This is a genomic window from Paracoccus sp. S1E-3 (assembly GCF_013868135.1).
Taxonomy (GTDB): Bacteria; Pseudomonadota; Alphaproteobacteria; order Rhodobacterales; family Rhodobacteraceae; genus Paracoccus.
Map to the genome: position 1 here is coordinate 179,116 of NZ_JACEMU010000016.1, position 16,877 is coordinate 195,992.

Here is a 16,877-nt window from a genome sequence, read left to right on the forward strand (position 1 = left end):
GGGAAAATCAGACCATGCGGCTGGAAACCGTTGGCAGGGGCAAATCCCTTGCGCCCGCGACTGAAATCGAAACCGGATCAGCCCAGATAGTCCGTTCCGGCCTCACCTTCATATAGTGCCCTGATCGATGTCGCTGCCGCGACCGCGGCGCGCGTCGAAGCCTCGGTCAGGTCCAAAGCGCGGAACTTGTCGCCGATCTTGGCTACAGCCTCGATCCGTCGATACTGGCTTCCAAAGGCTTCCGCATAGTCGGCCAGCCCCTTGAGCTTCGGAATCGCATCGCCGAACTGGATGCCGTGCGGGTCGATGATGTCGGCGGCGACCGACCCGTCGGGCAGCCGCGCAAAGAACACGAAGTCGGGCCGGACGATCTTCGGGCTGCCGCCTTCCTCGTAGATGACGCCAAGCGAGTCCTGACTGGCGCGCGACGGATTGCGATACCAGCCGACCGTGCCTGCCCGCGCCAGCTCGGCTTTCACCACCTCGCCTTCCCAGGAGTTGAAGTCCTCGGGGAAGTTGCCGTCGTCGTCGGACAGCAGGTGCTGGGTATAGTGCGGCAGCGGCGTCTCGGTTCCATTCGCTTCGCGGAGCGTCGTCGGCTGCATCCAGGATGTCGGCCGTGCCAGATCGACCGGCATCGGCTCGGAGCTCATCTCGCGGATCTGGCGATAGACGTCCTGTCGCTCGTCGGAGAGGCTCTTGATCTCGACCCGGAACCGGCTGAGCCATTGCGCCGCCAGCTTCTCGGCCTCGGCCTCAAGCGTCTCTTTCACCTCGGGAACCAAACCCAACGCTGCGATCATGACATGGGCGTCGATCAGGGCGCCTTCCAGGTCGTCCGGATCGCCTTCGTTCCGCGCGAGATAATCGCTGTAGGACGTCGCAAGATCGGGGCTGATCCCACGCCCGGCGCGGCGATACGCATCCTCGATCACGGCGTAGTCCGCTTCCTCGAGGAAGTCGTCGAATGACATGCCCCCGCCCTTCAGGTCGGCCTTCAGGCTCTTGCCTTCGACGGTCAGGACCGACTTTCGGGCAGTTTCGATTTCCGCCTTGAACCGCGCCCGGAGGCCGTCGAGCACCTTGTGCATCTCGGCGTGGGCTGCCTTGCCTGCATCCGCCAGCAGGCCATCCATGGCAAGTTCATGCGCCAGCGACGTCAGTCGCTTCACAGGCCGGGAATGCCGCTTCGGCAAGGTCTGAGAGGGGAGTGAGAGCAGCTTGTCCCACACGTCCTCCGGGATGGACGGGTTCGGCTTCAACTCCACCGGGTTAATCAGCACGCGACGGCCGGGCAGATCCTCGCCTCCGTCCCCGCCCGACATCAGCGCCTTGGCGATATCCGTCACCGAGGCTTCGTCGAAGAAGGGCAGCAGACAGTCGACCGAGTTCAGCCGATCGTTGCCGGGAATCCGCCGCGCCAGTGGCGTGCGCACCATCCGGCCCAGAAGCTGGGTGATATGCGTCCTGTCCCGTGCGGGCCGGAACGAGACCATGACCTCGGCGCGCGGGCAGTCCCAGCCGGTGCTGATCGCATCCTTTGCGATCAGTACCCTGATCCAGGTCGATTCCTGCACACGTTCCGGCGAGATGTAGGGCACGGTATGGGCCCCGAAGGTCTGGGCGGTATGCTCCCCGAACACATGCGCCACCGCATCTTCGGGCAGGTCCGGCCATTGCGCATAGATGGTGTCGAGCGCCGCGCCGATATCGTTGTGATCGGGTGCGTTCGGCACCTGCAGCACCATCAGCGGCAGAACGGTGTCGGCATCGTCCTGCTGCTGGCCATAGGCTTCCCAGGCGGAGGAAATCTCCTTCAGCTTGTCTGTGCCGCGACGGACGAGCACGGTATCGAACGCGCCCGCATCCGTGGGGACATCGAGAATGATCGTGTCCTTCAGCAGGCCGGACGCCTGAACCTTGGCGGAATCCACCACCACATTGGGCAGGGTCGCGCGGCCCTGCATGTCGGACACCGCGGCGTTGAAACGCTCGACCGTGGCCGAGATGCCCCAGACGACGGGGATGCCGGGTACCGGCCCCGAGCCGTTGATCAGCCGCTTGACGATGGTGGTCTTCTCGCCCGCGCCGGTCGCCGCGCGCATCCCGCGATGCGCCTCGTCCAGCACCAGATAGAGCGTCAGCGCCGGGTCGTCGATCGTGTTCTGGATCGTGTCCCAGATGGTGAAGGACCGGCTGTCGGGCATCAGCCGGATCTGGCCGTCCTTCTCGATCCCCTCGTCGTCGGGATCGTGCCCGCGCACCAGCAGGCTCGATTTGCCGAGCTTCTGGGTGTTCAGGAAATAGATCTTCCCCGGCTCCAGCACCTCGCGCTGAAAGGTGTTCTGCACCACCACAAGGTCCGAAAGCGTCAGCCGGTCCGACGCTTCGAGCAGTCGAAACCGCGACTGTTCGTTCAGAGAGGGGTCGTCGCTGAACCAGATCACCACAGCGCCGGGATCGGGTTCGATGTCATAATTGTCGTCGCCGTGAAACAGCGCCTCGAACACCGCCGCTGCCATGACGGTCTTGCCGGCTCCCGTGGTGGCCGTCAGCGAGAACGCATGTTTATCACCGTCTTCGCGCCAGCGTCGCGATGCCTTCTTGATGTTCACCAGCACGTTCTCGACGGCTTCTTCCTGATAATCCTTCAGCGTGAACTTCATGTCTCATCGGCCCATCGAAAAGCGAAAATTGGAGAGGTAGGACTCATAAAGTCGTACCGGTTGGATGCTGTCGGGTAGCGCACGCGCCACCGCCTGAAACCGGCGGTCGTCATCCGTCACGATGTAGGCGATGCGCAGGGTCGGTTGCGCGGAGGCCGCATCACAAAATGCCGCAGAGCGGTCCAGGTCCACGAGCAGGCCGTAGGTATCTGCAACGTCCCATCCAGCGGTCGGAACATGGTCGATGCGACGGCCTTCCGATCCGGCGCGCATCCACAACAGTGGGCTGATTCGTTTGAATGCAAGGTTGTGGCTGACGGCGACAGGAGCTTCGTAGGTTAGGGTGAAGAACTCGGCGTTTTCCTCGAATCCCTCAGCCATCGGGAATTCATCAGTGAACTTGTAGTCCCCCTTGATATCCTCTCCGTCCGGCGTCTTGCCTGTGATGGCGGCAGCGATCCGGGGTTTCGTAATATAGTCGCAAATGCCCCACTTCTCCCAATCTGGATCACCAGGACGCAAGCCAGCCTTACGCAATGCTGCTTGCTCTTCGGCGGCCACCTCGTTGTTCGTGACCGAGATGCACTGTCGACTCCCGCCGTCCTGACGGTTGAGCCGCATAACGGCATGGGCGGTGGTGCCTGATCCGGAGAAGAAGTCGAGGATGATGGCGTGAGGATTGCTTACGACAAAGAAACGTAGCACATCTTCGACGGCATAAAGGCTTTTAGGAAAAGGAAACTTTCGCCCCGGCATCAGGAGTTTCTGTAAGTTTGTTCCTCCTTGCTCCGCATTGTGTGAAGCAATTCTCCACTGAGTGCCAGGAACGAACGTCGGCTGATAAGCCGCATCATCGACGATAATCGAGTGGTCTGGCCGCCTTCCCGTGATAGGAAACAAGCCAGCTTCAACCTTCTTCTGCTCTCCTCGAAACAAATAAGTGATAGAGGTAGAACTACCGCGCCATCGGCCGAGTTTAGCATAGCCTTTTTCGATAAGGCTGCGTAGGCCGTTCGCGCTGTTTTGCCATCTGCCTTCAGTGCCGTCTGACCTAATCGGCCAAACAGCTACACAGCCCTCGGGCGGCTCAATATCTTGCCAGTTTTCTCCGAAGAAGGCCTCTCCAACAGAATGAAATACAGGGCTGCCTTCGTTATTCTTGATGAACACCGGGTAGAATTGATTGGGGCTATCTGTGCGGAGGGGGTCAGAACCAGAACGAAGCGCCTCAGCCCACCGAAGCTTGCCAGCTCTTTTGTCTTGGACAATCTTCCATTCATCTCCCAGTGGAATGGCTTCAGGAGCGGCACTGCCGATCCAGACAAAAAATAGATACTCGTCGGTCCTGCCAAATGCGGCACCTCGAGAAGCGCCTTTAGGATTAATGACACTTGATACCATTTGAAGCCGAGCATCTGGAAAAGTCTGCTCCAAAAGCAGGCCTAGCCTGAGGTACTCCTTTTCATCAATAGTAACGATCAGCGTAGACGCATTTGGATTCAGCAGTTCCCGAGCAACAAGAAGCCGCCGCTCCATCATCGCCAGCCATTTAGAGTGGCGATAGAGGTCATCCCCTTCGACGTAATCGTTGTTGTACTTCCAGTCCCGCGCCCCGGTATTATAGGGCGGGTCGATATAGATGGCGTCGATCTTGCCCCGATGGGTGTAAGTCAGCGCCTCCAGCACATGGAAGTTCTCGCCGTTGATCACCGTGTGGAACGGCTTGTCACCGCCGCGCTCCACCCGTCCGGTGCTGACCAACCCAGGGTAGATGTAATCGCGGAACTCCGCCACCACGACCAGATCGGCAACCGTGACCTCGGCCGTCTCGGCGGCATCCGTGTCGATCAGCGCCAGATGCGCCACCTTTGCCGCACCCCTTCCAGCCATTCGCGCCACGCGCCACAGCCGCTGATCGCCACGCTCGGTGCTACCCCGCGGAGACAGAATGCGCACCTTGTCGCCCCGCCGCACGGGACGGCTGGGCAGCTCCACGCTCTCGGGTCGGTGCCGTTCGAAGTTCAGCCCGAAGGCGCGGCGCGACGCCAGCGCCTTGAACTCCCGCTCGAGCTCGTCCCCCAGCGCGCTGTCCCTGGCCTTGGCGCGCGCGATCAGATCCGTCAGACGCGACATGGCCGACCCCAGCTCCCTTCACCCGCCGCTGCACCGCACCCGTGATGTCCCGCGCGCCAAGTGCCACGCAAGGCATGCGCGCGCCTCGCCGAAGACGACGGTTGGGTTGGCAAGGTGGTAGGATTTTCGGTCGCGGCTGTTTTCAATGCTTTCGTCCTGTCAGGCAGCGGGCTTGCTGAACGCCCTGCAAAATGAGCTGACAGAACCGCCGTTTACCCGCGCAGACTAAACCGGGGCGAGAGGTTGGCGCAAGCCGAATGGCCAACGCATTCCAATCCTCGGGCAGTTCCGCGCCAGAACCGATGGCTCCGTCCGCCGGTTTTCAGAAGAGCGCCGACTGTCCCGTGTCGTCCACCCGCAACACGCCAAGCAACTGCCATGTCTGGCGACGACTGGCCATGTTGCCGACACAGAACAGCATGCCCTTCCGGGGGTATGTTTCGTTGAACGTCTTGCTCATCCAGTCGAGCGTCGCCTGGTCGGTTCCCTCCCGTTGGCGGCCGTTGAAGAACATCGCATGGGCCTCCCAATCGCCATTCGCGTAGTCGTGTGGCCCCGTGGCATCCTCAAACTTGAAGCGAAACTCGTATGGGCTGGGTTCGAGCGCCTTCAGCTTCTCGTCGAAGAAGGAGTCCTGGCGCGCGGCCTCTGCATAGGTGCGCCGCTCCGCCTCAATCTCGTCCGGCTTCTTGGTCTTGTAAAAGAAGCGGGTGTTCCGGGGGCGGATCAGCGCGAGGGATTTCCCCGCGGCTTCGGCCTCCTTCACGGAAGCGGAGACAAGCGGGTTGAGAAATGAGGCGCGTTCCTTCTCGGGCATATGGCCGTCCCGGCGGAGCGAGTTTTCCCAGACGTGGCAGCTTTCGGCGCGGTTGTCGCTGGTCGGGCGCCGATAGGTGAACTTTACCCAGTCCCAGCGCTTGAACGCCGCATCTGCTCCGAGATGCCGGAAGCGGATCGGAAAAAGCCTCTTGAACTCGCCATGGGCGGTCACCCCGGCGCAGCAGACCGTTTCCCCATGGTTGGCGCTACGCTGCGGTAAGGCCTTCACCAGGATGGAAACGCGGGAGCTTTGATGCGTTTCGGACATAGCGATCAGGGTCGTCGGCGAACAGGTTGCAAATCTCGAAGCCCGTCTCTTCGATCACTTCCTGCGCGACGATGGTCCTGTGGCAGGTTTCCGGATCGCGCTCGAAACAGAGCAGGCATGTCGGCGCATCCTGAACGAAATCGACCAGTTCCCGCAGCGATTCCTGCGCGGCACCGGTTTCGATATGCGCGCCGTAGATGGAACGAAACAGATCGAAATCCCCGGCCCGGGCAGCCTCCCGGCCAGGCTTGGGATCGCCGAGGGCGATGAAATGCGAATACTCGATGCCTTCTTCCGCAAGCCGCGCAGCGAGCTTGGTCTTGGAAAACCCGGCCTTGCGCGAGACAGCAACGGCACGAACATCGGCCAGTCTTTCGATGCCGGCCGCCTTCAGGGTCCGGACGAACCGATCAATATCGGTCCCTTCATAGCCAACGGTGAATACTACGCTCATACCTGCCCCTTTTTTTGGACCCTATCAGGACCGTATCCGAACGGGAATCCCCTGAATCAGCCTAAATATACGGATTTGCAGATCGCGATCAGCGCGCGCCTCTGTTCGGCCCAACCCTCGGGCAAGGCTTCGCGCAATGATTCGAGCGTCAAGCCGCGCGGCTGCCGTCCATCGAGGATCGACTCGACCAGATCGGGCGCAAGCTGGGCAAGGCGTAAGACCCGGGTCAGGTACGGGGCCGCTATCCCCTCGCGCGCGGCCAGCTCAGCGATGGTGGCGAACTCGCCAGAATCCAGCATTCGCTTCCAGCGGAAGGCACGGGCCAGTGCCTTGACGAGGGCATCATCGGGGCGGCGCTGGGCAGACGCGCCCTCGGGCAGCAGCATCTCCCTCCTCCCGCCGCGCTTCACGAGGCGGAACGGGACGTGGACGGTGACCGTGTCGGGGATCGGCTTGGCGCGGGTCATGCGGCTGCTCCAATGTCAGTAGTGATTTCGCGCGCCAATCCTGCCAGCCCGTCCACGCGCAGCCGGACGTTGAGTCCATCCGTGCCGATGTCCACGCGCTCGACCAGCAGCGCCACGATGCGCGCCTGCTCGGCGGGGAAGAGTTCGTCCCACAGCGGATCGACTTGCTGCAGCGCCGCGCGGGCGTCGGATTCGGTGATGTCGCCGGTCTCCGCACGCGCCGTCTTCCAGGTCGCCGCAATGATCTCCGGCTGGCGGAATACGGCGCGAAGCTGGTCGATGACGGTGGCCTCGTTTTCGCCGGCGGGCACGCGGCCGACCGGGCAGGACCCCGCGCCGTGCTTCAGCACTGTCTTGCTGACGTAGTACACGGCCTTGGTCGCAGTGGGCACGGGAGGGGAGCTGTTCAGTCACAGCGTCGCAGCTGCTACGGCAGGATTCTTTCCCACAGCCCAGCGAAGTGCGCCAGTGTCCTAGGGCGTTCAGATCGAAGTGGGGGAAGAAGTGGAGGATAAAATTGGCGAGATGACAGTTAAGTCACTGTAAGAGCATAACTTTATTGGATGATTTGGTGGAGCCGAGGGGAATCGAACCCCTGGCCTCGTCATTGCGAACGACGCGCTCTACCAACTGAGCTACGGCCCCATCGGCGTGAGTTCTGGCCTGCACCTGCAGCAATGTCAAGCAACGAAATCGCAGGGGTTGCACCGTGGCGCCGGTCGCGCCATGACGGGGCAAAAGGGGACCCGCGATGAATATCCTGATACTCGGCGCCGGGCAGGCGGCGGCCGCGATGGCGGCGAAACTGCGCGCGCAGGGCCATGACGGCGGCATCACCCTCATCGGCGAGGAGGCCGCCCCTCCCTATCAACGCCCGCCCCTGTCAAAGGCCTATCTGCTGGGTGAAATGCCGATTGAGCGGCTGACGCTGCGCGCCGATGACTGGTGGACAGACCAGGACATCCGCCTGCTGACCGACACCCAAGCGACCCGGATCGACCGCGCGGCGAAGCGGGTCGAGACCTCGGCCGGACTCCTCCCCTACGATCAGCTGGCACTGACCCTTGGCGCAAGCCCGCGCCGCTTGCCGGCGGCGCTGGGAGGCGCGCTGCGCGGCGTCCACACTGTGCGCGGCATCGCCGATATCCAGCAGGTCCAGCCCGCACTGACGCCGGGCAAGCGGCTGGTGGTGATCGGCGGCGGCTATATCGGGCTGGAGGCCGCAGCCGTCGCCCGCAAGCTGGGGCTTGAGGTGACGGTGGTCGAGGCCGCGCCCCGCATCCTCGGCCGGGTCGCGGCGCCCGAAACCGCCGATCTGATCCGCGACCTGCATCAGGCCCATGGGGTGACGATCCTCGAAGGCACCGGCATCGACGGGCTGGAGGGCGACAGCCATGTCCGCACCGTACGGCTGGCCGACGGCCGCCGCCTTCCCGCCGATCTGGTGGTGCTGGGGATCGGCGTGGCGCCGGAAACCGCCCTCGCGGCGGAAGCGGGGCTGACCATCGACAACGGGATCGCCTGCGATGCCCAAGGGCGAACCTCGGATCCGACGATCTGGGCAGCCGGCGATTGCGCCTCGTTCCTGTGGCAAGGCCAGCGGTTGCGGCTGGAAAGCGTCGGCAACGCCATCGACATGGCCGAACTCGTCGCCGAGAACATGCTGGGCGCGGGCAAGGACTATGCACCGAAACCGTGGTTCTGGTCCGATCAGTACGACGCCAAACTGCAGATCGCCGGGCTGAACGCCGGCTATGACCGGATCCTCACCCGTCCGGGCGAGACCGCGCGGGCCAGTTCGGTCTGGTATTATCGTGACGGCCGGCTGATCGCGGTCGATGCGCTGAACGACGCCCGCGCCTATATGGTGGGCAAGCGCCTGATCGAGGGCGGCAGGACCGCCGACCCCGCACGCGTGGCCGATCCTGCCGTTCCACTGAAGGAACTGCTGTGAGGATCATCGGCGGCCATCTGCGCGGGCTGAAACTGGCCGAGATCGGCGCCGGCGATCCCGCCGCCCATCTGCGCCCCACCACCGACCGCGTGCGCGAGACGATGTTCAACCTGCTGATCAACAGCCTCGGTCTCCGGCTGGCGGGGATGCGGGTGCTGGACCTGTTTGCCGGCACCGGCGCGCTCGGGCTGGAGGCCCTGTCTCGCGGCGCGGCCCGCGTCGCCTTCGTGGATGACGGGGCTGTGGCGCGGGCGCTGCTGCGCGCCAATATCGACAAGGCCCGCGCTATGGGCACCACGGATGTGTGGCGTCGCGATGCCACCCGGCTTGGTCCCAATCGGGGCGCCGGTTATGATCTGGTCTTCATGGACCCCCCCTATGGCAAGGCCATGGGCGAGGCCGCGCTTCATTCGGCGCTGAAAGGGGGTTGGCTGGCTGATGAGGCTGTCGTCATCTGGGAAGACAGCGCCCCGCCGGCGCTGCCCGAGGGTTTCGACATGCTGGATCAGCGCCGCTACGGGGACACGCTGGTGACCATTCTTCAGCGCAGAAAGGGGGCGCTCGCGCCCCCTCTGGCCTGACGGCCATTCACCCCCGAGGATATTTGGACCAGAATGAACGCGGTTTCACTCTGCACAAATATCCTCGGGGGAGGTCCGAAGGACCGGGGGCAGACAGCCCCCTGCCCTCAGTCGCGCAGCAGCTCGTTGATCGAGGTTTTCGCGCGGGTCTTGGCATCCACCCGCTTCACGATCACCGCGCAATAGAGGTTGATCCCGTTCTTGGACGGCATCGACCCGGCGACGACGACCGATCCCGCGGGCACTTCGCCATACATGACCTCACCGGTCTCGCGGTCGACGATCTTGGTCGACTGGCCGATGAAGACCCCCATGCCCAGCACCGAGCCTTCGCGCACGATACAGCCCTCGACCACCTCGGAGCGCGCGCCGATGAAGCAATTGTCCTCGATGATGGTGGGACCGGCCTGCAGCGGTTCCAGCACACCGCCGATGCCAACGCCGCCCGAGAGGTGGACGTTTTTGCCGATCTGCGCGCAGGATCCGACGGTGGCCCAGGTATCGACCATCGTCCCCTCGCCCACATGCGCGCCGAGATTGACGAAGGAGGGCATCAGCACGGCGCCCCTGGCGATGAAGGCCGAGCGACGGACGATCGCGCCCGGCACGGCGCGGAAACCGGCTGCACGCCACTGGTCGTCGCCCCAGTCCTTGAACTTGGTATCGACCTTGTCCCACCAGCCGGACCCCTGCGGTCCCCCCGACATTTCCTCCATGTCGCGCAGGCGGAAGCCCAGCAGCACCGCCTTTTTTGCCCATTGGTTCACATGCCAGTCGCTGCCGCGCTTTTCCGCCACGCGCAGAGCGCCCTTGTCGAGCGCGTCGAGCGTCTCCTCGATCGCCTCGCGGGCCGCGCCCGTGCTGGCGGGGGTGATGGTGTCGCGGGCGTCCCAGGCGGCTTCGATGGCGGCCTCTAGCGCGGCATTGGACATGGGGCTCTCCTCGGTCAGGGTGGAAAATGCTTGCTTTGGGCTATAAGCGGGGGAGGAAGCTGGCGCAATGCGCCCCTCCCCATCCAGAGGCCGATATGACCGAAGACGAAGCCCGCGCCCATCCTTTCCCGCGCAGCCGCGAAGATGCGGAATCGGCCGAGAAGACGCCCGACACGCCGCAGACGCGGGCGCCATCCTACAAGCTGGCCTTTGCCGATATGGATTTTCTGCTGCGCGAGGAAATGCGTGCCATCCGCCTGCAACTGGAACTGCTGAAGCCGCAGATGATCCTGGACGAACGCGGCATCGAATCGACGGTGGTGATGTTCGGCGGCGCGCGGATCCCGGCGCCCGAACACAAGGACCGCGCCCGCACGCCGGGCATGGCCGATCTGGTCAGATATTATGACGAGGCCTATGAATTCGCCAAGCTGATGACCGAACGCAGCCTGCAGACCTATGGGCGCGAATTCGTGATCTGCACCGGGGGCGGCCCCGGCGTGATGGAGGCGGGCAACAAGGGCGCCCATGATGCGGGCGGCCAGTCCATCGGGCTGGGGATCGTGCTGCCGCATGAGCAGGCTCCGAACGAATATGTGACGCCGGACCTATCCTTCAACTTCCACTATTTCGCCATCCGCAAGATGCATTTTCTGCTGCGCGCCCGCGCCATCACCGTTTTTCCCGGCGGTTTCGGCACATTGGATGAGCTGTTCGAGACGTTGACGCTGATGCAGACCGGCCGCATGAAGCGGGTGCCCCTGCTGCTGTTCGGGCGCGAATTCTGGGACGAGGTGATCGGTTGGGAGGCCCTGGCCGAGGCCGGGACCATCAGCCCCGAGGATCTGGATCTGTTCCGCTTCGTCGACACCGCCGAGGAAGCCGTGCGCATCATCGATGCCTATGACCCGAAAGCCTGCGAATAACGATATGGGGCGGTCCCGGCGGCCGCCCCGTTTCACGCCAGATGGTCGCCGAACTCTGCAAAGACTTCCCGATACAGCGCGCGCTTGAAGGGCACGATGGCGGCGATCAGGTCATCGGCGCGCATCCAGGCCCATTTGGCGAATTCGGGATGTTCGGTGGCGATGTCGATCTGATCGTCGCGACCGGTGAAGCGCATCAGCACCCATTTCTGCCGCTGGCCGCCATATTTGCCCTTCCAGATCTTGCCGACCAGCTCGTCCGGCAGGTCGTAATAGGCCCAGCCGGCGGTTTCGGCCACGACTTCAACGGCGTCAGAGGGCAGCCCGGTTTCCTCGCCCAGTTCGCGGATCGCGGCCTGCAGTGGGTCCTCGCCGGGGTCGATGCCGCCCTGCGGCATCTGCCAGGCCTCGACCGTGCTGTCGATGCGCAGCCCGGCCCAGATCAGCCCATCGTCATTGACAAGCACCACACCCGCGCCGGGCCGGTAAGGCAGCCCGCGCGGTCCCAGCCGTTCGTCCGCCTCGCTCATTGGGCCGGGGCCTCAGCCGCGCCGTCGCCCGGCGCGCCGCCATCGTCCTGAACCTCGGGCGCGTCGGTCGCGGGCACGCCCTCGGGTTCATCGGGCGCCGGTGCGCCCTCGATCCCCGAATCCTCGCCGGTCACGGCAGGTTTGGCGCTTTCCGGCACGGCGTCGGCGCGAACGTCCATGGCCGCCAGGCCTTTCAGAATATCAATGGCATAGGCCATCTGATAATCTTCCTCACGCAGCTTGGCGGTGGCTTCGACCTCGGCGGCCTCTTCTTCAAGCTGGCGCTTTTCCTCATCGGAATAGCTGTCATTGTTCAGCGCCCCGCGCAGCTGGGCTTCCGAGGTCGAGAAGCTGGATTCGGTGCGCGGCTTGTCCTCGTCCTCGGCAGCCTTCGGCAAAGGCTGGGCGACGATGATGTCGGGGTTGATCCCCAAAGCCTGAATCGAACGCCCCGAGGGGGTGTAATACCGGGCTGTGGTCAGCCGCATGGCGCTGTCAGAGGTCACCGGCAGCACTGTCTGGACCGAGCCCTTGCCGAAGGATTTCTCGCCCACAACGATGGCGCGGCGGTGATCCTGCAGCGCGCCGGTCACGATTTCCGACGCCGAGGCCGAGCCGCGGTTGATCAGCACCACCATCGGCTTGCCCATCGCCAGATCGCCCGGCGTGGCGTTCCAGCGCTCGCTTTCGTCCGGGGTGCGACCACGGGTCGAGACGATCTCGCCCTTGTCAAGGAAGGCGTCCGAGACGTAGATCGCCTGATCCAGCAACCCGCCGGGGTTGTTGCGCAGATCGATGACAAAGCCCGTCACCTTGTCGATGCCGCCCAGCTCGTCCACCGCCTTTTTCAGATCGGCTTCCAGCGAGGACATGGTTTCGTCGTTGAAGGTGGCGACGCGCAGGACCACCACATGGCCCTCGGTGCGGCCCTTCACGGCGGTCAGCTTGATGGTGTCGCGGATCATCTTCAGATCGAACGGCTCCTTCTCGCCCTCGCGCAGGATGGTGACGGTGACTTCGGACCCGATTTCGCCGCGCATCATGTCGACGGCCTGATCCAGCGTCAGGCCCATCAGCGGCTCGCCGTTGACATGGGTGATGAAATCGCCGGCCTTCACGCCGGCCTCGGCGGCGGGCGTGTCATCCATGGGCGAGATGACCTTGACCAGCCCGTCTTCCTGCCCGACCTCGATCCCGAGGCCGCCGAAACTGCCGCGGGTCTGAGTCTGCATGTCCTCGTAATCCTCGGCCGGCAGAAACGAGGAATGCGGGTCCAGCGATTGCAGCATGCCGTTGATGGCCGCCTCGATCAGCTTCTTGGGGTCGGTTTCCTCGACATATTGGCCGCGCACCTGCTCGAACACATTGCCGAACAGGTCGAGCTGTTCATACACGTCGGCATTTTTCGAGGCGTCCTGCGCCAGGATCGGCCCGGCCAGCTGCGTGGTCAGCAAAAGACCGGCCAGGGTGCCGCTGATGCCCGCGATCAGAGAGTTCTTCATTGCGTGTCCGCCTGTCCTTCAGCCTGCTTTTGCGTATCGACGATATGATTGAGCACAAACCACTCGGCCGGGTCCAGCGTTTGCTTGTCCCGGCGCAGTTCGAGATAGAGCGTTTCGGTGCGGTCCGCGCCCTGCCCGGTGGCGGCATTGACCACGAAATCGATGCCGAATTCCTGGGCCGGCGGCTCGGTTCCGCCCATCAGGCCAACGGGTTCGCCCGCCGCCAACACGTCGCCCACCTCGCCGAAGACCTGGGCCATGCCGGCCAGCACCAGCAGATAATCCTTCGAGGGTTCGAGGATCATCACATTGCCGTAATCCAGCAGCGGCCCCCGGTAACGGATGGTCGCGGGCCAGGGCGCGGTCACCAGCGCCGCCGGCGGGGTGGCAATGACCAGACCGGGGCGCTCGATCCCCGCCGCGTCGGGTTCCTGATAGCGCCGCAGGACCTGCCCCATCACGGGCAGCGGCAGGGACCCTTGCGCGCCTTCGAAATCGGCCAGCGGCGGTCCCACGTCGGATTCCATCCCGGCGATGCCCTCGGCAAAGGCGTCGAGCGTCGCGGCGGATTTTTCCAGCGCCTGCAGTTCTTCCGGGTTTTCGGCGAAACGCTTGGGCATGGTCGAACGGTCGTTCACCGCATTGGCCAGCAGCCGGCGCGCTTCCTGCACGCGGCCCAGACCTTCCGCCAGCGTGTTCGCGGCCTCCTGTTGCAGCTTGCGCACCTCGGCAATGTCGTCGAGGCCCGCTTTCAGCTGGTCGGCCTCCTCGCGCAGGCCGGGCAGGACGCTGGACAGGATCATGCCCGAACGCGCCGTCGCCGCCGGCCCCGCCGGGTGCAGCAGCATCAGCGTCTCGGGCGAGCGTTCCATGGCCATCATCACCCCGATGATCTTCGACAGCTCGGCGCGCCGCGCTTCCCATTCGGCGCGGATTTCCTGTTCGCGGATGCCGGCCTGACGCAAGCCCGCGCGCATCGCCGTCAGCCCGGTTTCATAGGCGTGGATCATATCGGTCAGCGCTGTGACCTGATCGTCCTTGGTCAGCGCCGCTTCCAGCTGGCCGGTCGCCTCGCGCAGTTGAAAGGCGGCGCGGGCGGCATCCTCTCCGGGGTTGCTGCCGCCTTCGGTCTGGGCATTGCCGGCGCCGGCAGGCAGCGCCAGGGCGGCGATCAGCGCGAGGGGCAGAAGGCGTTTCATGCGCGCTCGATCAGGCTCTGGCCGGTCATCTCGGGGGGCAGGTCCAGCCCCATCAGGTCCAGCACGGTCGGCGCCACATCGGCCAGCCGGCCGCCGGGGCGCAGGGCTTTGGCCATAGGGTCGCCGACCACGATCACCGGCACCGGATTGGTGGTATGGGCGGTGTGCGGACCGCCCGTCACCGGATCGATCATGGTTTCGCAATTGCCGTGATCGGCGATGATGACGGCGGCGCCGCCGACCTTCGCCAAGGCCTCCATCGCCCGGCCGAGATTGCGGTCCACCGCCTCGCAGGCCAGCACCGCGGCAGGCAGGCTGCCGGTATGGCCGACCATATCTGGATTGGCGAAATTCACCACAATCAGATCATAGCGGTCCTCGATCGCCTTCACCAGCCAGTCGCCGACCTCGTCCGCCGCCATTTCCGGCTGCAGGTCATAGGTCGCGACTTTGGGGCTGAAAGGCATCTGCCGGTCCTCGCCCGGTTCCGGCGCTTCCTTGCCGCCATTCAGGAAGAAGGTGACATGCGGGTATTTCTCGGTCTCGGCCAGATGGAACTGGCGCAGGCCCTTCTTGGCCACCCAGGCCCCGAGCGTGTTTTCCACCTGCCGCTTCGGATAGGCCGCCGACATGAAGGTGTCATGCACGGCCGAGTAATCGACCATGCCCAGAAGCGCCGCCCATTTCGGACGGACCCCGGTGTCGAAGCCGTTGAATTCGGGCTGACCGATGGCCGAGAGGATCTCGCGCGCCCGGTCGGCGCGGAAGTTCAGGCTGAAGAAGCCGTCGCCGTCATGCGCCCCGGTATAACCGTCAATCACGGTGGGCTGGATGAATTCGTCGGTCTCGCCGCGCTGATAGGCGGCCTCGACCGCCTGCGTGGCGTCGGGTGCATTCAGCCCCTGCCCCGCGACCATGGCGGCATAGGCGCGGCCCACCCGGTCCCATCGGTTGTCGCGGTCCATGGCGAAATAGCGCCCGATCACGGTGCCGATGGTCGCGCCCTCGGGCAGGTTGCCCTGCAGTTCGGTCATGAAGCCCATGGCCGATGTCGGCGGCACGTCGCGCCCGTCGGTGACCGCATGGATGACCACCGGTACCCCTTTTTCCGCGACAGCGCGGGCCGAGGCGATGACATGCTGAATATGTCCATGGACGCCGCCATCCGAGATGACGCCCATCAGATGCGCCGTCCCCCCGGTCGCCTTCAGCTTTGCGATGAAATCGCCAAGGCCGGTATTGGCATAGAAGCTGCCGTCCTCGATGGCGAGGTCGATCTGCCCCAGATCCATCGCCACCACCCGACCGGCGCCGATATTGGTGTGGCCGACCTCGGAATTGCCCATCTGGCCCTTGGGCAGGCCGACATCGGGGCCGAAGGTGATCAGCGTCGAATGCGGATTTTCCGCCGTCAGCCGGTCCATGACCGGCGTATGCGCCTGATCCGGCGCGCTTTGTTCGGGCCGGTCGGAAATCCCCCAACCGTCGAGAATGCACAGGACAACCGGTTTCCTGCCGCTCACAGCCCCGCCCCCTCGTCGATGCCCAGCATGATGTTCAGGTTCTGGACCGCAGCGCCCGATGCGCCCTTGCCGAGGTTGTCCAGCACCGCGACCACCACCGCGCAACCCGCCGCGTCATCGCCATGGACCGAGATTTCCATCATGTTGGTGCCGTTCAGCGCCTGCGGATCGACGCGGGCGCCGATCTCCTCGGCCTCGCGGACGCGGACGAATTCGGCGCCGGCATAATACTGCGCCAGCGACCCATGCAGGCTGGACAGGCTGCGCCCGCCCCCCAGATGCAGGGGCAGCGACACCGCCATGCCCTGCGCGAAATTCCCGACCGAGGGCGCGAAGACCGGCTGCACCTCAAGGCCGGTCCGGGCCATGATCTCGGGGATGTGCTTATGGCCTTGCGCCAGCGCGTAAAGGAAGAAATCGGGTGCGGTTCCGGCCTCGTATTCGCCGATCAGCGCATTGCCGCCGCCGGTGTAGCCCGATACGGCATTGATCGACAGCGCCTCGTCCGGGGCGATCAGGCCCGCGGCGATCAGCGGGCGCAGCATGGCGATGGAGCCGGTGGAATAGCAGCCCGGATTGCTGACCAGCGGCGCCGCGCCGATCTGTTCGCGGGTCTCCGGGGTCAGTTCGGGAAAGCCGAAAACCCAGTCCGGGTCCACCCGATGCGCGGTCGAGGCGTCGATCAGCCGCACCGGCAGATCGGCGGCCAGCACCACGGCTTCTTTCGCGGCGGCATCGGGCAGGCACAGGATCGCGACATCGGCGGCCGCGAAACAGGCGCGGCGGGCCTCGGCATCCTTGCGCAATTCATGTTCGATCTGGACAAGCTGAATATCGTCGCGCCCGGCCAACCGGTCGCGGATCTGCAGGCCGGTGGTGCCGGCCTCGCCGTCGATGAAGACCTTATATGCCATCGCTGCCCT

14 protein-coding genes, 1 tRNA gene and 1 pseudogene are annotated in these 16,877 nt (G+C 64.5%); 3 read left to right on the top strand and 13 right to left on the bottom strand.

What is annotated here, in order from left to right; translation table 11 throughout:
* Positions 1-77: 77 nt before the first annotated feature.
* The 7 genes and pseudogenes from H1S04_RS15385 to H1S04_RS15415 all read right to left on the bottom strand — a co-directional run bounded on the left by H1S04_RS15385 (position 78) and on the right by H1S04_RS15415 (position 7,452).
* A complete protein-coding gene (locus H1S04_RS15385; protein WP_181746403.1) occupies positions 78-2,666 on the bottom strand; it encodes a DEAD/DEAH box helicase in 2,589 nt (862 codons plus the stop codon).
* A gap of 3 nt (positions 2,667-2,669) precedes the next feature.
* Complete coding sequence (locus H1S04_RS15390) at positions 2,670-4,799, bottom strand: site-specific DNA-methyltransferase (RefSeq protein ID WP_181746404.1); 2,130 nt, start codon at positions 4,797-4,799, stop codon at positions 2,670-2,672.
* 322 nt (positions 4,800-5,121) lie between these two features.
* The gene (locus tag H1S04_RS15395) at positions 5,122-5,886 is read right to left on the bottom strand and encodes a hypothetical protein (RefSeq protein WP_255435648.1); all 765 of its coding nucleotides are present in this window, start codon (positions 5,884-5,886) and stop codon (positions 5,122-5,124) included.
* Positions 5,825-6,340, bottom strand: a complete 516-nt coding sequence (locus H1S04_RS15400; RefSeq protein WP_181746405.1) for a DUF488 family protein — start codon at positions 6,338-6,340, stop codon at positions 5,825-5,827. The genes H1S04_RS15395 and H1S04_RS15400 overlap by 62 nt, the downstream gene beginning before the upstream one ends.
* Positions 6,341-6,396: 56 nt before the next feature.
* A complete protein-coding gene (locus H1S04_RS15405) occupies positions 6,397-6,807 on the bottom strand; it encodes a hypothetical protein (protein WP_181746406.1) in 411 nt (136 codons plus the stop codon).
* Positions 6,804-7,175: pseudogene (locus H1S04_RS15410) on the bottom strand (recombinase family protein); the annotation flags it as partial. The gene H1S04_RS15405 and the pseudogene H1S04_RS15410, both read right to left, overlap by 4 nt.
* A gap of 201 nt (positions 7,176-7,376) precedes the next feature.
* Positions 7,377-7,452: transfer RNA gene (locus H1S04_RS15415), tRNA-Ala, on the bottom strand.
* 106 nt (positions 7,453-7,558) lie between these two features.
* Here H1S04_RS15415 and H1S04_RS15420 point away from each other — a divergent pair.
* Together H1S04_RS15420 and rsmD are read left to right on the top strand one after the other, a co-directional pair.
* Complete coding sequence (locus H1S04_RS15420) at positions 7,559-8,761, top strand: NAD(P)/FAD-dependent oxidoreductase (RefSeq protein WP_181746407.1); 1,203 nt, start codon at positions 7,559-7,561, stop codon at positions 8,759-8,761.
* Positions 8,758-9,342: a 16S rRNA (guanine(966)-N(2))-methyltransferase RsmD gene (gene rsmD / locus H1S04_RS15425; protein WP_181746408.1), complete on the top strand. Its 585-nt coding sequence runs from the start codon at positions 8,758-8,760 to the stop codon at positions 9,340-9,342. The genes H1S04_RS15420 and rsmD overlap by 4 nt, the downstream gene beginning before the upstream one ends.
* 107 nt (positions 9,343-9,449) lie before the next feature.
* On the opposite strand, the gene dapD is transcribed toward rsmD, so the two are convergent.
* Positions 9,450-10,274: a 2,3,4,5-tetrahydropyridine-2,6-dicarboxylate N-succinyltransferase gene (gene dapD / locus H1S04_RS15430; RefSeq protein ID WP_181746409.1), complete on the bottom strand. Its 825-nt coding sequence runs from the start codon at positions 10,272-10,274 to the stop codon at positions 9,450-9,452.
* A gap of 95 nt (positions 10,275-10,369) precedes the next feature.
* Here dapD and H1S04_RS15435 point away from each other — a divergent pair, with 95 nt between their 5' ends.
* Positions 10,370-11,200 (top strand): LOG family protein, encoded by an 831-nt coding sequence (locus tag H1S04_RS15435; RefSeq protein ID WP_181746410.1) that lies wholly within the window; start codon positions 10,370-10,372, stop codon positions 11,198-11,200.
* 32 nt (positions 11,201-11,232) lie between these two features.
* Here the strand turns inward: H1S04_RS15435 and H1S04_RS15440 are convergent, their stop codons facing one another.
* Genes H1S04_RS15440 through argC form a run of 5 tightly spaced genes read right to left on the bottom strand, consistent with a single transcriptional unit; the run spans position 11,233 to position 16,868 of the window.
* Positions 11,233-11,730 (bottom strand): RNA pyrophosphohydrolase, encoded by a 498-nt coding sequence (locus H1S04_RS15440; RefSeq protein WP_181746411.1) that lies wholly within the window; start codon positions 11,728-11,730, stop codon positions 11,233-11,235.
* Positions 11,727-13,232 carry a S41 family peptidase gene (locus H1S04_RS15445; RefSeq protein WP_181746412.1) on the bottom strand — a complete coding sequence of 502 codons (1,506 nt, stop codon included), beginning with the start codon at positions 13,230-13,232 and terminating at the stop codon, positions 11,727-11,729. Before H1S04_RS15445 ends, H1S04_RS15440 begins: the two co-directional genes overlap by 4 nt.
* Positions 13,229-14,431, bottom strand: coding sequence for a murein hydrolase activator EnvC (locus H1S04_RS15450; RefSeq protein ID WP_181746413.1), 1,203 nt, complete (start codon positions 14,429-14,431; stop codon positions 13,229-13,231). Before H1S04_RS15450 ends, H1S04_RS15445 begins: the two co-directional genes overlap by 4 nt.
* Entirely contained in the window at positions 14,428-15,954 is a 1,527-nt protein-coding gene (gpmI, locus tag H1S04_RS15455) for a 2,3-bisphosphoglycerate-independent phosphoglycerate mutase (RefSeq protein WP_181746414.1), read from the bottom strand. Before gpmI ends, H1S04_RS15450 begins: the two co-directional genes overlap by 4 nt.
* On the bottom strand, positions 15,951-16,868 hold the full coding sequence (gene argC, locus H1S04_RS15460) for an N-acetyl-gamma-glutamyl-phosphate reductase (protein WP_181746415.1): 918 nt from the start codon (positions 16,866-16,868) through the stop codon (positions 15,951-15,953). Before argC ends, gpmI begins: the two co-directional genes overlap by 4 nt.
* Positions 16,869-16,877 lie beyond the last annotated feature (9 nt).

Excerpts from the sequence above, each read along its gene's own strand:
- H1S04_RS15385 (WP_181746403.1), bottom strand. The coding sequence starts at position 2,666 with ATGAAGTTCACGCTGAAGGATTATCAGGAAGAAGCCGTCGAGAACGTG.
- H1S04_RS15390 (WP_181746404.1), bottom strand. The coding sequence starts at position 4,799 with ATGTCGCGTCTGACGGATCTGATCGCGCGCGCCAAGGCCAGGGACAGC.
- H1S04_RS15395 (WP_255435648.1), bottom strand. The coding sequence starts at position 5,886 with ATGTCCGAAACGCATCAAAGCTCCCGCGTTTCCATCCTGGTGAAGGCC.
- H1S04_RS15400 (WP_181746405.1), bottom strand. The coding sequence starts at position 6,340 with ATGAGCGTAGTATTCACCGTTGGCTATGAAGGGACCGATATTGATCGG.
- H1S04_RS15405 (WP_181746406.1), bottom strand. The coding sequence starts at position 6,807 with ATGACCCGCGCCAAGCCGATCCCCGACACGGTCACCGTCCACGTCCCG.
- H1S04_RS15420 (WP_181746407.1), top strand. The coding sequence starts at position 7,559 with ATGAATATCCTGATACTCGGCGCCGGGCAGGCGGCGGCCGCGATGGCG.
- dapD (WP_181746409.1), bottom strand. The coding sequence starts at position 10,274 with ATGTCCAATGCCGCGCTAGAGGCCGCCATCGAAGCCGCCTGGGACGCC.
- H1S04_RS15435 (WP_181746410.1), top strand. The coding sequence starts at position 10,370 with ATGACCGAAGACGAAGCCCGCGCCCATCCTTTCCCGCGCAGCCGCGAA.
- H1S04_RS15440 (WP_181746411.1), bottom strand. The coding sequence starts at position 11,730 with ATGAGCGAGGCGGACGAACGGCTGGGACCGCGCGGGCTGCCTTACCGG.
- H1S04_RS15445 (WP_181746412.1), bottom strand. The coding sequence starts at position 13,232 with ATGAAGAACTCTCTGATCGCGGGCATCAGCGGCACCCTGGCCGGTCTT.
- H1S04_RS15450 (WP_181746413.1), bottom strand. The coding sequence starts at position 14,431 with ATGAAACGCCTTCTGCCCCTCGCGCTGATCGCCGCCCTGGCGCTGCCT.
- argC (WP_181746415.1), bottom strand. The coding sequence starts at position 16,868 with ATGGCATATAAGGTCTTCATCGACGGCGAGGCCGGCACCACCGGCCTG.